Below are 14350 nucleotides of genomic sequence, written 5' to 3' on the forward strand. Positions count from 1 at the left end.
TTCCCGATGGGAACGGGATCCGACCCCGATTCAGAACAACTGGCCCTGCACCGTGGGCTGTTCGATGCGCACTGGTTGTTCGGCCACCGCTTCCGCACCCAGCCGCCAGGCCAGGCCACCCAACCGGCTGGCGTGGCGTTTCAACGCGGCCTGCAGCACCTCTGCGCTGCCCGCCACATGCAGCACCTGGCGGGCGCGGGTCAGGCCGGTATAGACCAGTTCGCGCGACAGCACGCGGCTGTCCTGGCGTGGCAGCTGCAGCCACACTTCATCGAACTCCGAGCCCTGTGCCTTGTGCACGGTCATCGCAAAGGCGCTTTCATGCGCAGGTAGCGCGGCCGGGTGGAAGGCGCGCGGCTGGTCGACGGTGTCGCCGGGGAACCAGGCCACCATCGCGCCGCTGCCATCGCGCAGGCAGATGCCGATATCGCCGTTGAACAGGCGGTGCCGGTAGCTGTTCTCGGTGACCAGCAGCAGGCGGCCCTGGAAGTAGCCCGGGGTGTTGCCGGCCAGCAGCTGTTCGATGCGGCTGTTGAGCCCGCGCGCACCCTGCGGGCCTTCGCGCAACGCGGTCAGCACGCGCAGGCGCCCAGCCTGCTGCAGGGCAAGCACTGGATCGACCGCGCCGGCCAGCGCGCGCCAGTGGCCCAGCAGGTGCTCGCGCTCGCCACGCAGTGGATCGGCTTCGCCTTCGTGGAAATGCACGCCAGCCAGCGACCCACCGCGCAGCAGCTGCAATGCGGTACTGCCGTCGCCTTCGCGCACGGCATGCGCCAGCGGTGCCAGGTCCAGCGCATCGCTCTGCCGGTAACCCCGCTGCAACTGCACCCGGCGGCCAGCGAAGGCGCGTGGTGCCGCCTGTGGCTGCAGCGTGGCCGGTGCCAACAGGCCATGCAGCGCCTGCGCGTCGTCGGCGCGGGTACCGATGCCATCGCCGCTGGCACGCAGGATCGCGCTGAGCACATCACCAGCCTCGACCGACGGCAGCTGATCGGGATCGCCGAGCAGGATCAGCCGGGTACCGCTGGCGATCGCATCGACCAGCTTGGCCATCAGCGGCAGATCGATCATCGACGCTTCGTCCACCACCACCACATCCACCGGCAGCGGGTTGTCGGCGTGGTGGCGGAAGCGCGGCGAATCGGGAATCACGCCAAGCAGGCGATGCAGGGTGGTGCCGGTACTGGGCAATGCCGCGCACAGCGTCGGGTCCAGTCCTTGTTCCTGCAGGCGTTGCACGGCGACGCGAAGGCTCTCGGCCATGCGCTCGGCGGCGCGCCCGGTAGGCGCGGCCAGCGCCACCTCGGGCAGCGGCTGGCCAGCGTGCCGGGCCTGTGCGGCCAGCAGCAGCAACAGGCGCGCGATGGTGGTGGTCTTGCCGGTGCCTGGGCCGCCGGTGACCAGTGCCAGCGGATGGCGCAGGGTCACGCCGGCGGCGCGTGCCTGGTGATCTTCAGTGCCCGATGCCTGCGGGAACAGCTGCGCGAACAACGGTGCCAGCGCGGCCATGTCCGGTGCCGGCAGCGGATACCGGCCGATGCGCTGCAGCCCGGCGGCCAACTGCCGTTCGTACTCGCGATAGCGGCGCAGGTAGAGCAGGCCGTTCTCCAGCACCAGCGGCGCGTCCTCGGCGATTGCTTCGGCCTGCTCCGGCGTCGCCACCCACGGTGATGCACGCAACTGTGCCAACCAGTCCTGCGCGGCAGGCCACTCGGGCACGCCTTCCAGCAACCGCTGCGGTTGTGCCGGATCGAACGCGGCGTGGCCCTGCGACACCGCCAGCGAGGCCAACGCGGCCCCCAGCGCCACGCTGTCCGGGGTGTCGTCGCGCAGCCGCTGCAGGCTGGTCGCCAACGCGTGATCGAGGGTACGCAGCTGGCCCTTCTGGTGCAGTTCCTTCAGCAGGCTCATGCGCTGGCTCCACGCGCACGTGCGGCCAGCTCGGCCTGGGCCTGTTCGCCACCAGCGAACAGCGCATCGAGTGCATCCACCAGCGCCAGCGGGAAGCGGTCCACATGCACGCCGTTGCCGGCAGCATCCAGGCCGCGGCAGAACAGGTAGCGGATACCACCCATGTCGCGCTCGTAGTCGTAGGCCACACCCAGGCGGAAGCGCAGCCAGCGATGCAGCGCCACGGTGTAGATCAGCGCCTGCAGGTCGTACTCGCTATGGCGCATGGCAATGGCCAGCAGGTCCGGGCTGTAACCGGGCAGGCGGTTGGATTTGTAGTCGAGCACGTACCAGCGGCCATCACGCACGTAGGTCAGGTCGATCATGCCGGTCATCAGCCCTTCCAGGCGGCGGCGCTGGCCGAAGCCCCGGCGCGCGCTGGAAACGCCGTGCGCGTGCAGCACCTGCAGCAGCGCCGGCACCGTGGTCGGTTCGATGGCGAAGTGGAAGTCGATTTCCGCGCGGCGCTCGCCTTCGGCCAGGCTGTACAGGGCGCCGCCTTCGGGCAGCGGTACGGTAAGCGTGTGGCCAACCAATGGCACCAGCACCGCCACGCCATCGTCCAGATCGACATCGGCATAGCCTTCGTCGTGCAGCGCCTTGCGCAGCACCTCGGCCTGCCCCTCGGGCGCTTCCCGGCCCGGCTGCCAATCCGCCCATGCGGCGAAGTCGACGTTCTCCATCGCCTCATGCAGCACATTGCCGAAACGGCTGCCCATGAAACGCGGATCGATCGGCACGCTGTCTTCGACGGCTGCGGCGGGTTCCGGCAGCGCCGGTTCCAGCGGCAGCTCCGGGCCGGCCGGTTCGTCGGCGGCCGGTGCCGGCAGCTCGGTGGCCGCCGCTTCGATATCGCTGCCCGCACCGGCATCGGCGTGGGCCAACTGGGTGAAGCTGTACACCCACCAGTCGTGCGGCACGCGCCGGGTCAGAGCACGCACTGCCGGAAGGTCACCTTCCACTTCAGCCGCCAGCTGCGGCAGCGCGGCTGGTGCCTCACTGTCATCGATGTGCACATCGGCGTGCGCGCGCAGCGCCTGCAGGTCACCCAGCAGCGGCGCCAGACGCGTCCTGCCGAGCCCGGCCAGATCACCCACTGCGATCCACAGCGCATGCTCGGCACGGGTCAGTCCTACATAAAGCAGGCGAGCATCCTCGGCGCGCTGCTCGCGCTCACGCTGCGTGCTGGCCGCTTCCCAGGCCTCGTCCTTGTCCAGCTTCCAGTGCAGCTGGCGCTGGCCGCCGACGTGCACGATGCAGTGCGAGGCGGTGTTCGGTGCGCCGCCGTCGATGCCGACAAACGGCAGGAACACCAGTGGATACTCCAGGCCCTTGCTCTTGTGCAGGGTGATGATCTGCACGCGGCGCGCATCCGATTCCAGGCGCAGCAGCTGCTGCTCGTCATCCTGGTCGGCGCTGGCCATCTGCCCCTGCAGCCAGTCCAGCAGCCCGTGCATGCCCAGCGCCTGCGCCGAAGCTTCCTGCAGCAGTTCGCCCAGCTGCAGGTAGTTGGTCAGGCGGCGCTCGCCATCGATCAGCGCCAGCAAGCGTTCACCCTGTGCGGCACAGACATCGGCAATCACTGCGAACGGTCCGCCGCGCTGCCAGCGCTCCCGCCAGTGCAGCAGCTGCGCCTGGAACCCGCGTTGCAGGTCGCCCTCGCGCTCCATCGCCGCGATCGCGCTTGCGCGCTGGCCAAGCAGCACGGTGGCCAGCACCGCACGCAGGCGGCCTTCGTCGGCCGGTTGCAGCAGCGCCAGCATCAGCGCGCGAAGATCGCGCGCTTCAGCAGTGGCGAACAGGCTCTGCTTGCCGGCCGCCACCGCCGGGATACCGACCGCAGCCAACGCGCGCTGTACCAGGGTGGCCTCGCGATGCGAGCGCACCAGCACCGCGATATCACCGGGCTGCACCGGTCGCCCACGCAACATGGCATTGCCCGCACGCGCCTCGACCAGGATCTGGTGAATCGCGGCCACGCAGGCCTGGGTCGCCGCATCACGCGAGGCATCGGCGCTCATCGCCTTGTCGCCGCCACTGCGCAGCACGCGCAGGGTGAGCGCCGCGGCGGCATGGCCGTCGCGCTGGTAGTCCTCGTCGGTACGCACGCCACCGGAACGCACCGGCTCGAACCGGATGTCGCGTTCGAGGAAGGCGTCTTCGCCACCGTTGTCGTACAGCGCCTGCAACGCGCGCAGCACAGACGGTCGCGAGCGGAAGTTCTGGTCCAGCACCGGCGCCTGCTGCGCCACCTGCTTGGCCTTCAGGTAGGTGTGGATATCACCGCCGCGGAAACCGTAGATCGCCTGCTTGGGGTCGCCGATCAGGAACAGCGCCGGCGCCAGGCCCAGCTCGCGCACCTCCGGCGAATCGCCGAACACGGTGTGGAAGATGCCCCACTGGCGGTCGTCGGTATCCTGGAACTCATCGACCAGCGCGATTCGGTACTGCGCGCGCAGCTGCTTGACCAGCGTCAGCCGCTGCGGGCCTTCCAGGGCGAGCGCTACGCCATCGATCAGATCGTCGTAGGTCTGCACCCGGCGCGTGCGCTTCAGCGCCTGCAGGCGCTGCGCGGCTTCGGCGCGAAGCGCGTGCAGGAAATTCAGCGCTGTGGCACGCAACCAAGCATCGCGTTCAGCCAGCAGCGCGACATAGCGCGCCAACGGCGCCTGTAGCGGCGACGACGGCGTGCGATCCGGGAACTTCTTGTTGGTCTTGTCGGCCAGCACCTCCGGCAGCAGTGCCGGCAGGCGATCGCTGGCCAGCAGCTCGCGCGGGTCGCCGCGCCCGGCCCAACCCAGCAGCTGCCGGCCCAGTGGGTGCAGCCAGCCAAGCTTGTACGACACGCCGTTGAGCCACTTGTTGTCGACTGCATCGCAGAGGTCGATGAAGAACTGCTCGCCATGCTCGCGCACGCTTGCGGACAGGGCTTCCGCCGCGCTCTGCAATGCCGGGTGTGGATCGGCCAGCGCCACCGGCCGTGGCAACGGGTGCAGCGGCGGCGTGCCCAGCAGCGCGCGCAGATCGGCGGCCAGCGCGTCCGGGTTGGACCACAGCCAGGTCAGCGGCTCCAGCGTGGCCGGGTCGTTGGCATGCACGCGCCACAGATCGGCCGCGAGCTCCTCCAGCAGTTCACGATCGCTACCCAGCAGTTCCGGCGGATCAAAGGTGTGGCCGCTTTCCAGCGCATGCTCGCGCAGCACGCGGGTGCAGAAGCCGTGGATGGTGAAGATGGACGCCAGGTCGATCTCGTCGGCGGCCACCTGCAGGCGGCGCTTCAGTGCGGTGGAGTTCTCGGAGCCGCCGTGCAGATGGCGCTGCAGCACGTCGCGGGTCAATCGCACGTCCGGTGCTTCGCCCTCGGCCGGTTCCAGATCGACCAGGCGCGCGGCCAGCGCCAGCCGCTCGCGGATGCGCTTGCGCAGTTCCTGGGTGGCGGCATCGGTGAAGGTCACCGCCAGGATCTGGCCGATGCGCAGGCCCTGCTCCACCACCAGGCGGGTGAACAACGTGGCCAGGGTGAAGGTCTTGCCGGTGCCGGCGCTGGCTTCGATCAGCCGGATGCCCTCCAGCGGCAGCGCCAGATAGGGATCGCGGCTGAGGGATTCGATGCCGTCTTCGGCGATGGCGGTGTTCATGCGTTGCCCTCCTGGCGCGCTTCGGTGCCAAGAGTGCGGCCTTCGCGCACCGCACTGAAGACCACCTGGCTGTTGCGCAGCAGGTCGGCATAGCTGGCATCGGTAGCGAACGGGTCGGCACCGCGCAGCAGCAGTTGCCAGGCGTCGCTGCTGGATTCACCCCAGGTGCGGTCGCTGCCGTGCCACTGCTTCCAGCCTTCGCTTCGCTGTTTTTCTGTCGGTGCGTTGTATAGCACCCAACCGGTATACGGGGCGAAGCGCAGCGGCTCGCGCAGGCCGCGTTGGCGCAGCTGCAGCAGCGCACGCAGTGCCGCGCGCGCAGCGGGAACACTCAGCGCCGGCAGCACATGCGGGCCGGGACCGGCGTCACCGCCATCGTGGAACTGCACCAGCGGCAATGCGTCGCCGGCGGCGTTGGCCAGCAGCCAGTCCAGGCCCTGGCGGATCACTGCATTGCCATTGAGCGTGCCGGCACGCAGGCGCACCAGCCCTTCGGGATGCCGATCGGCCACGCGGCCATGCAGGCGCACACCGTCGATGTCCACTTCGTAGCGACGGCTCTCCAGCGGTTCGCCCTGCACCCAGCCCAGCAGCGCACTGGCATACGGACGCGTCTTCAACTGCTCCACCTCGAACTGACGCTCGCCCAATGGACCCGAGGGCAGCAGGCCGCGCGCGCGCAGCCGCGGGTACAACGGCTCGGTATCGCCGCTGAGCGTGGCGCGCACCACCGCGGCCTGCACGCTGCGCTTTTCCGGCCCCCGCGAAGACAGCACCAGCGGTTCCAGGTCATCCACCTCCTCGACCTCGTCGGCCAGGCGCAGGCCCAGCGACTGTGCGAGAAACTGCCCGGCCGGGTCGCACAGGAAGCGGCGCAGGGTATCGAGCGCGACCTCGTCTTCCACCGCATCGTCGGCCGGCGGCGGCAACGGTGCGTCGAACCACGGCTGCAGGCCACCGCGGCGGCCGGTGAGGCGACCGGCGGCCGGATGCCACTGGCGGCGATAGCTGAAGCGACGCGGGTCGCCATCACCAAACGCGGCTGGCGAGAACGGCTGCAAGGCATGACGGACGATGAAGTCACGGACCGCCGCAGCCGGATCGAGGTGATACGCGGCAGCAGCATCGATCAGTTCGCTGACCAGCACTGACGGCTCACGCACGCTGCCATCGCGCGGATCAGCGCCGAGATAGCTGAGATAGAACACCTCCTGCGCGGCGGCGAACAGCTGCAGGAACAGGAAGCGATCGTCCTCGCGGGTGGAGCGGTCGCCCGGGCGGCGGCGCGGCGTATCCAGCTCGGCGGTCAGCTGGTTCAGGCCAGCGGCCGGGTCACGGCGCGGGAAGTCACCATCATTCAGGCCCAGCACGCAGATCACCCGGAATGGCAGCAGGCGCATCGGTACCATGCGGCCGAAGCTGATGCCACCGGTCAGCAACGGCGCACGCGTATCGGCCTCGCCCAGCGCGCCAGCGAAGTGCGCGCGCACCACCTCCGGGGGCACGCCGTCCACGAAACCGGCCTTGGCCGCGTCTTCAGCGAACTGGTTGAGCAGCTTGCGCAGGCGCTCAAGGGCACGCTGGCTGTTTGGCGAGCTGGGAGCGGTTGGCAGCAGTGCATCCAGCAGCGACAGCAGGCGCTGCCGCCACTGCGCGGGGGTCAGCAGCTCGCCGAGGCGCCGCTGATACACCGCCAGCACGCGCAGCAGGCGCAGCAGCCGGTCCAAGGCGTCCAACGCGCCACCTTCCAGTTCGATCCACGGCGCCACGCCGGCCAGGTCGGCCTCGCTGCCGGTGGCATGGCCGAGTACCAAGCGATCCAGTGCGAACTGCCAGGTATAGGCATCGTCGGCTGGCGCCTGATGCTGGTCGCGATGCTTCGCATCCAGCCCCCAGCGCGCGCCGGCCTGTTGCAGCCAGCCGTGCAGGCGGTCGAAGTCCACCGCTTCCAGGCCGGCCGCTTCGGCCAGCGGCGCGCTGGCCAGCAGGTCCAGCACTTCGTTCAGGCCGAAACGCGAGACCGGCAGGCCCAGCAGGTGCACGAACACATCGGCCAACGGCTCGCCGGCCAGAGGGCTGCTGTCGGCCAGCGCATACGGAATGTGCTCCTCGTCGCCTCCCCGGCCACCGAATACCGCCTCCAGGTAGGGCACATAGGGATCGATATCCGGCGCCAGCACCGCGACCTCGCGCGCCTGCAACGGCGGGTCGAAGCGCGGGTCCTGCAGCAGGCTGCGCAGCTGGTCGTGCAGCACCTGCAGCTCGCGCAGGCGGGTATGGCAGGCATGCACCTGCAGGCTGGGATCGTCGCTGCGCAGAGCCCCGCGCAGCTCGCCCGAGGGCAGCGCGCGGCGGTGGAACAGATCGCGCTGCAGGCGATGCAGCAGGCTGTCGGACAGGCCACCTTCGTCCAGGGTCGGCCGGGTGTCCTCCTCCGGATCGGAATAGGCGGCGATCTCGCCGGCCGGGTGCACCACCTCATAGCTGCCCAGCACCGCCATGAAATCGCGCCCGGCCGCGCCCCAGGCTTCCAGCAGGCGGTTCTCGCCGGCCGCTTCACCGAAGGGATCGGGCGCGCCGCTGCGCAGGCGCTCGGCCAGCGTCTGCAGGTCGCCCCAGTACGACTGCACCGGGGTGGGCATGTAGAAGTGCAGTTCGCCCACCCGCGCCTGGGTGGCCATCACCCGCAGCACATCGGGCGAAATGTTGAGCGTCGCGAACGCAGACATGCGCGGCGGCAGCCCCCGCGGCAGCGGCTGGCCGGCGCCTTCAAAACGGTCCAGATACTCCTGGATGCGACGCGCGCGGTAGTCGTGGCCGCGGGTGATGGTGCGCCACAGGATCGCCTGCGGATCGGCCGGATCGGCACCGGCTGCCCAGCGCAGCAGCCAGTCACGGCGCCATGCCTGGTACTTCTCGAATACCGAGGCCAGCTCGCCGGCCAGCGCCCACGGCTTCAATGCGTCACCGCCGGCAAGATAGGACTGCAGCGCGCGCATCGGTGGCTGCGCCAGCAACGCCGGGTCGCGCAGTGCCTGGTACAGCTTCCAGTGCAGGCCAGCCGCGTCCAGATCGTCCTGCTCACCGCTGACATTGGCCTTCAGCGCGCGCGCCACGAACTCGCCCGGGGTGAGGAATTCGAGGTTGGCAGCGACGCCGAATTCGGCGGCCAGTGTCGCTTGCAGCCAGCGGCGCATCGCCACCTGCGGGATCAGCACCACTTCCGGCGCCAGCAGCGGCTGGCCCGTTACCGGCGCACGCACGTTGCGCGCCAGCAGCGCGGCCAGCACGTCCAGGGAGTTGGAATGGTAGAGGCGGAAATCGCTGCCTGGGTCACTCATCATGCACAGTGTGCAGGACGGCAGGCAGTATTCAATGGTCGGCCCATCGACGGTACGGATTGTTCCGGGCTGCCGGCCGATTGTCCCGGCCTGCGCCAAGCCCTGCCGTGCAACAATACTGGACCGTCCAGTCTGCTTATGTTCAGCCGGCTGGCCCGATCCTTCGATGTCTAAAAAACGTTAATGGTGCCCATGTCGGCTTCCACCTCCAGTCTGGTGCAGTTGTCCAACGTCCGCATCGACCGGAGCGGGCGCACGATCCTGCGCGACGTGTCGCTGCAGGTGCCGCAGGGCAGCATCACCGCCGTGCTCGGCCCGTCCGGCAGCGGCAAGTCGACCCTGCTGGCGGCACTGACCGGCGAGCTGCGACCGGTCGCCGGCGACGTCACCCTGTTCGGCAAGCCGATCCCGCACGACAGCAGCGCGCTGCTGGAGATGCGCAAGAGCGTGGGCGTGCTGCTGCAGGGCAATGGCCTGCTGACCGACCTCACCGTGGCCGAAAACGTCGCACTGCCGCTGCGTACGCATACCCGCCTGCCGGCCGCCGTGCTGCGCCGGCTGGTGGAGATGAAGCTGCATGCGGTGGGCCTGCTGGCCGCCGCCGATGCCTGGCCGCGCGAACTGTCCGGCGGCATGGCGCGCCGCGTGGCGCTGGCCCGTGCGCTGGCGCTGGATCCGCCGCTGATGATCTACGACGAGCCGCTGACCGGGCTGGACCCGATCGCCTCCGGGGTGATCATGAGCCTGATCCAGCGCCTCAACCACAGCCTGGGCCTGACCAGCATCATCGTCAGCCACCACGTGCACGAGACCCTGCCGATCTGCGACCAGGTCATCGCCATCGCCAATGGTGGCATCGTGTTCCAGGGCACGCCCGAGGCACTGCAGTCCAGCCAGGATCCGCTGCTGCGGCAGTTCCTGCATGGCCAGCCCGATGGTCCGATTCCGTTCGATGCCGCGCCACGCGCGAGGGTTGCCTGATGCCGTTCGTCCAAGCCACCCGCTCGCTGGGCCGCGCCGGCCTGTTCTCGCTGACCGTGCTGCGCGGTTCGCTGCCGACCCGTGATTTCCTGGCCGAACTGACCCGCGAGATCTACAAGATCGGCGCGCGCTCGCTGCCGATCATCGCCGTCGGTGGCGCCTTCGTCGGCCTGGTGCTGACCCTGCAGGGCTACCGCACGCTGACCACCTTCGGTGCCGCCGACGCGCTGTCGACCCTGCTCGGCCTGTCGCTGTACCGCGAGCTGGCGCCGGTGCTGACCGCACTGCTGTTCATCGGTCGCGCCGGCAGTTCGATCGCCGCCGAGCTGGGCCTGATGCGCGCCACCGACCAGATCAAGGCGCTGGAGCTGATGGCCATCGACCCGGTGGCCAAAGCCGTGGCACCGCGCTTCTGGGCGGCGGTGCTGACCGTGCCGCTGCTGACCGGCATCTTCTGCTCGCTGGCGATCAGTGCCAGCTACTTCGAGGCCGTGCACGTGCTGGGCCTGGACAATGGCGTGTTCTGGTCGGCGCTGCGCAACAGCGTCGATTTCTGGGATGACTTCGGCGTGGCGATGCTGAAGTCGGCGATCTTCGGCGGCACCGCCGCGCTGGTTGCCGCCTACGTTGGCTTCCATGCCGAGCCGACCATCGAGGGCACCTCGGTGGCGACCACCCGTGCGGTGGTCAACGCCTCGCTGCTGGTGCTGATGTTCAACTTCGTTCTGTCGGCAATGTTGTTCACCTAACCCCTCCACCGGCGGTGCGCAGGCGCGCGCGGCCACCACGACTCGATCAGGTAATCCACATGGCCATCCGCGGTCCCAGACTCGAATTCTCCGTCGGCGCTTTTCTGCTGCTGGCCCTGGCCTCGCTGATGGTGCTGGCCGTGGCCTCGACCAACCAGCGCTGGAGCTGGGGCAGCCAGGGCTACGAGCTGAAGGCGCGCTTCTCCCAGGTCGGCCAGCTGCGCAAGCAGGCGCCAGTGAAGATCGGCGGCGTCACCGTCGGCCAGGTCGCCTCGATCGACCTGGACCCGGTGAAGTTCGAATCGATCGTGACCCTGCGCATGGACAGCAAGGTCAAGGACCTGCCGGCGGACACCTCGGCCGGCATCTTCACCAGTGGTTTGCTCGGCGAGAGCTATATCGGTCTGCAGCCGGGCGGTGATCCGGACGTGCTGAAGGCCGGCGACGAAATTGTCTTCACCCAGCCGGCGGTTGACCTGATCCAGCTGGTCGGCAAGTACATGTTCAGTGGTGGCGCCGGTGGTGGCGCTGCTCAGAAGCCCAACGATGGCGCGCAGGCGCCTGCAACGGAACCGCAACCATGAAGATGAAACTGATCCCGGCCCTGCTCGCCTCGGCGCTGCTGGCAGCTACTCCGTTCCTCGCCCAGGCCCAGGCCGCCGCTCCCGCCGCTGCCGCGACGCAGGGCCAGGCCGGCAAGGTGGTGATCGATGCCAGCACGCGCATCCTCACCACCCTGCAGCAGCGCAGGAGCGAGTTCGGCAGCAACCCGGCCAGCCTGCGCAGCTACATCGACAGCGAACTGAACCGCACCTTCGACCGCGACTATGCGGCACGCCTGGTGCTGGGCCCGCATGCCCGCGGCGCCTCGGATGCCGACATCAAGCTGTTCGCCGATGCCATGGCCGACAGCCTGATGCAGCGCTACGGTTCGACCCTGCTCAACATCCAGGGCAAGCCGAGCTTCCGCCTGAAGGGTGAAAGCCCGCTGCCGGGCAACCGCGGCGTGCGCGTGAGCACCGAGCTGGTACGTGCCGGCAGCGAGCCGACCCCGGTCGAGTACTGGATGCGCAACGTGAACGGCCAGTGGAAGATCTTCGACGTCAACATCGAAGGCATCTCCTACGTGCAGACCTTCCGCAACCAGTTCGATACCCCGCTGCGCCAGAAGGGCATCAAGCAGGTGGCCAGCGAACTGCACAGCGGCAGCATGCAGGCCGGGCCCGCGGGCAATGGCAAGTAACGCACTGGCGCTGCTGGAAGGCGACACCCTGCGCCTGCGCGGGGTGCTCGACCGCGCCGCGGTGATCGCGCTGTGGCCGCAGCTGCAGGCCCTGCCGGCAAAGCTGGCACGGCTGGAGCTGGGTGAGGTCGAGCGCGTGGACAGCGCCGGCCTGGCCCTGCTGGCCGAGCTGGCAGCACGTGCCCGCAAGGCCGGCCATCCGCTGGTGATCACCGGCGCGCCGGCTGGCTACAACGAACTGAGCGCAGCCTATCGGCTGTCGCCCAACCTGGATTTCAACGCTACTTCTGCTGCGAGCTGACATGAACGTCGTGCGCACCCTCCCCCTGATCGTCCTGGCCACCGCCCTCACTGCCTGTGCCGGCAAGCCCGCGCGCAGCGATGCACCCGCGGCCAGCACCCTGGTTCCGGCCAGTACCACCACCTCGCCCGCTGCCGCGGCCACCGATGCCAGCACGGCTGACACTGCACCGGTCGCATCCGTGGTCAATCCGCCGGCGGCTGCCGCATCGTCGCCGGCTACGCCGACCGACAGCGGCGACAGCAGTGCAGCGAAGACCGCAGCGGCCACCGCACCCGGTGGCGATGACGACTTCGATGCCCTCTATGGCGGTGCCGGCAACACCACCAACGCGGCGGCCTACGACCCGTGGGAACCGTTCAACCGCAAGGTGCACAAGTTCAACAATGCGGTCGACCGCGGCGTCGCACGTCCGCTGGCCACCGCCTACACCCACGTGGTGCCGCGCTTCGCCCGCACCGGCGTCAGCAACTTCTTCAGCAACCTGCGCGCGCCGGTGACCATCACCAACCAGCTGCTGCAGGGCCGCGGTGCCGATGCATGGGACAGCCTCGGCCGCTTCCTGATGAACAGCACGCTGGGCATCGGCGGCCTGTTCGATCCGGCCAGCAAGGCGATGGTGCCGCGCCGCAATGAAGACTTCGGCCAGACCCTGGGTGCCTGGGGCTGGCGTCGTTCGCGCTACGTGGAACTGCCGTTCTTCGGCCCGCGTACCGTACGCGACGTGTTCGGCCTGGCCGGCGACATCCCGCTGTCGCCGATCCGCCGCATCGAAGAGGACAAGATCCGCATCGGCCTGCAGGGCCTGCAGCTGGTCGATACCCGCGCGCAGCTGCTGGCGATCGACGACCTGCGCGACACTGCGGTGGACGAGTACTCGCTGGTGCGCGATGCGTGGATGCAGCGTCGCAACTACCAGATCGAGAACGATCTGCGCAGCAAGCGCGAGCGTGGCCACGACGATGCCAACTCGCCGATTCCGGTCGATGCGATGCCGATGCCGCAGTGGACCCACTGAGCCCTTTCAGCGACGCATGAAAAACCCCGCCTCGGCGGGGTTTTTCTTTTCCGGTAGGTGCCAACCTCGGTTGGCACGCTTTCCTCAGGCCGCCAGTGCGGCCTCGATGGCCTCGCGCAGGCGCGCATCATCAGCCGCCACGTCCGGGGCGAAGCGGGCGATGACCTTGCCGTCGCGGCCGACCAGGAACTTCTCGAAGTTCCACAGCACTGCCGGCGCGGCATGGATCGGAATGTCCTTGCTGGCCAGGCGCTCGCGCAGCGGGCCTTCGCCGATCGACTGCGGCTGGGCCGCGGTCAGCTGCTGGTACAGCGGGTGGGTGTCGTCGCCGGCCACGCTGATCTTGGAGAACATCGGGAAGCTGACATCGTAGGTGAGCTGGCAGAACTGCTGGATCTCCGCTTCGCTGCCCGGCTCCTGGCCGAGGAAGTTGTTGGCGGGGAAGCCCAGCACTTCCAGGCCTTGCGCGTGCTTTTCCGCATACAGCGCCTGCAGGCCTTCGTACTGCGGGGTCAGGCCGCACTTGGAGGCGACGTTGACCAGCAGCAGTACCTTGCCCTGGTAATCGGCAAGCGAGGACGGCTGGCCGTCGATGGTGGTGAGGGAAATGTCCTGGATCGGGGTGCTCACGCGGGGGCTCCGGCTACGGCGGGGAATGGCCCACCAGCATAGCGCCGCGCGATGTCGGCACGACGATCAATCCACGCAGATCGTGCCCTGTGCCTTGCCGTCATCAATGCGCTGGCGGCAGCCGAAATTCTGGCGCACGTCGCGCTGGCAGGTACCGGTGGCGGCACTGCCAGCCGCCACTTCGCCGCTGGCAAGGCACTGGCCCGTGCAGTCGCTTTTGCGGCTGCAGGTCTTGCCGGCGTCGGCATACGGAATCACGCACTGCACGCGCTGCAGCCGGCCCAGCCGCTGCAGGGTGCCGCCCGCGGCCTGGCAGTCGACGTCACGTGCTTCGCGGTAGGCTTCGGCCGCTTCGGGGCTGGTGGCTGCGGCCGGCGCCGTGTCGGCAGCCGGGGGTGCGCTGCTGCAGGCGGCAAGCAGCACGGTCAGGATGAGACTGGTGCAGAGGCGCAGGCGCATGGTGGTACCTGATCCAGGAGGACAGGCCGCCAGCATACGC

Annotated in this window: 11 protein-coding genes; 6 read left to right on the plus strand and 5 right to left on the minus strand. The window is 69.0% G+C overall.

Features of this window, described 5'->3' with window-relative positions; translation table 11 throughout:
• Window positions 1-30: 30 nt before the first annotated feature.
• From recD to recC, 3 genes are read right to left on the minus strand one after another with little or no spacing between them, the layout of a single operon-like run.
• Window positions 31-1911, minus strand: coding sequence for an exodeoxyribonuclease V subunit alpha (gene recD, locus ACZK4H_RS21810; RefSeq protein ID WP_099554193.1), 1881 nt, complete (start codon window positions 1909-1911; stop codon window positions 31-33).
• Entirely contained in the window at window positions 1908-5588 is a 3681-nt protein-coding gene (recB, locus tag ACZK4H_RS21815) for an exodeoxyribonuclease V subunit beta (RefSeq protein ID WP_099554191.1), read from the minus strand. Before recB ends, recD begins: the two co-directional genes overlap by 4 nt.
• Window positions 5585-8932 carry an exodeoxyribonuclease V subunit gamma gene (gene recC, locus ACZK4H_RS21820; protein WP_099554189.1) on the minus strand — a complete coding sequence of 1116 codons (3348 nt, stop codon included), beginning with the start codon at window positions 8930-8932 and terminating at the stop codon, window positions 5585-5587. The genes recB and recC overlap by 4 nt, the downstream gene beginning before the upstream one ends.
• Before the next feature lie 189 nt (window positions 8933-9121).
• Here recC and ACZK4H_RS21825 point away from each other — a divergent pair, with 189 nt between their 5' ends.
• Genes ACZK4H_RS21825 through ACZK4H_RS21850 form a run of 6 tightly spaced genes read left to right on the plus strand, consistent with a single transcriptional unit; the run spans window position 9122 to window position 13221 of the window.
• Window positions 9122-9910 (plus strand): ABC transporter ATP-binding protein, encoded by a 789-nt coding sequence (locus ACZK4H_RS21825; RefSeq protein ID WP_099554204.1) that lies wholly within the window; start codon window positions 9122-9124, stop codon window positions 9908-9910.
• The gene (locus tag ACZK4H_RS21830; RefSeq protein WP_005414955.1) at window positions 9910-10659 is read left to right on the plus strand and encodes an MlaE family lipid ABC transporter permease subunit; all 750 of its coding nucleotides are present in this window, start codon (window positions 9910-9912) and stop codon (window positions 10657-10659) included. Before ACZK4H_RS21825 ends, ACZK4H_RS21830 begins: the two co-directional genes overlap by 1 nt.
• Before the next feature lie 59 nt (window positions 10660-10718).
• The gene (mlaD, locus tag ACZK4H_RS21835; protein ID WP_005411706.1) at window positions 10719-11243 is read left to right on the plus strand and encodes an outer membrane lipid asymmetry maintenance protein MlaD; all 525 of its coding nucleotides are present in this window, start codon (window positions 10719-10721) and stop codon (window positions 11241-11243) included.
• Window positions 11240-11902 carry an MlaC/ttg2D family ABC transporter substrate-binding protein gene (locus ACZK4H_RS21840; RefSeq protein ID WP_099554187.1) on the plus strand — a complete coding sequence of 221 codons (663 nt, stop codon included), beginning with the start codon at window positions 11240-11242 and terminating at the stop codon, window positions 11900-11902. The genes mlaD and ACZK4H_RS21840 overlap by 4 nt, the downstream gene beginning before the upstream one ends.
• Entirely contained in the window at window positions 11892-12203 is a 312-nt protein-coding gene (locus ACZK4H_RS21845; protein WP_099554185.1) for an STAS domain-containing protein, read from the plus strand. The genes ACZK4H_RS21840 and ACZK4H_RS21845 overlap by 11 nt, the downstream gene beginning before the upstream one ends.
• A 1-nt stretch (window position 12204) precedes the next feature.
• Window positions 12205-13221, plus strand: a complete 1017-nt coding sequence (locus ACZK4H_RS21850) for an MlaA family lipoprotein (protein WP_099554183.1) — start codon at window positions 12205-12207, stop codon at window positions 13219-13221.
• An 84-nt stretch (window positions 13222-13305) separates the two neighbouring features.
• Here ACZK4H_RS21850 and ACZK4H_RS21855 read toward each other — a convergent pair whose 3' ends face one another.
• Window positions 13306-13851 carry a glutathione peroxidase gene (locus tag ACZK4H_RS21855; RefSeq protein WP_099554181.1) on the minus strand — a complete coding sequence of 182 codons (546 nt, stop codon included), beginning with the start codon at window positions 13849-13851 and terminating at the stop codon, window positions 13306-13308.
• 66 nt (window positions 13852-13917) lie between these two features.
• Entirely contained in the window at window positions 13918-14310 is a 393-nt protein-coding gene (locus tag ACZK4H_RS21860; RefSeq protein WP_099554178.1) for a hypothetical protein, read from the minus strand.
• Window positions 14311-14350 lie beyond the last annotated feature (40 nt).

This window comes from Stenotrophomonas sp. 78350_Sma (genome assembly GCF_056482105.1).

What these genes read in the sequence shown, in the direction of transcription:
- recD (WP_099554193.1), bottom strand. Translation starts at nt 1,911, where the DNA reads ATGAGCCTGCTGAAGGAACTGCACCAGAAGGGCCAGCTGCGTACCCTC.
- recB (WP_099554191.1), bottom strand. Translation starts at nt 5,588, where the DNA reads ATGAACACCGCCATCGCCGAAGACGGCATCGAATCCCTCAGCCGCGAT.
- recC (WP_099554189.1), bottom strand. Translation starts at nt 8,932, where the DNA reads ATGATGAGTGACCCAGGCAGCGATTTCCGCCTCTACCATTCCAACTCC.
- ACZK4H_RS21825 (WP_099554204.1), top strand. Translation starts at nt 9,122, where the DNA reads ATGTCGGCTTCCACCTCCAGTCTGGTGCAGTTGTCCAACGTCCGCATC.
- ACZK4H_RS21830 (WP_005414955.1), top strand. Translation starts at nt 9,910, where the DNA reads ATGCCGTTCGTCCAAGCCACCCGCTCGCTGGGCCGCGCCGGCCTGTTC.
- mlaD (WP_005411706.1), top strand. Translation starts at nt 10,719, where the DNA reads ATGGCCATCCGCGGTCCCAGACTCGAATTCTCCGTCGGCGCTTTTCTG.
- ACZK4H_RS21840 (WP_099554187.1), top strand. Translation starts at nt 11,240, where the DNA reads ATGAAGATGAAACTGATCCCGGCCCTGCTCGCCTCGGCGCTGCTGGCA.
- ACZK4H_RS21845 (WP_099554185.1), top strand. Translation starts at nt 11,892, where the DNA reads ATGGCAAGTAACGCACTGGCGCTGCTGGAAGGCGACACCCTGCGCCTG.
- ACZK4H_RS21850 (WP_099554183.1), top strand. Translation starts at nt 12,205, where the DNA reads ATGAACGTCGTGCGCACCCTCCCCCTGATCGTCCTGGCCACCGCCCTC.
- ACZK4H_RS21860 (WP_099554178.1), bottom strand. Translation starts at nt 14,310, where the DNA reads ATGCGCCTGCGCCTCTGCACCAGTCTCATCCTGACCGTGCTGCTTGCC.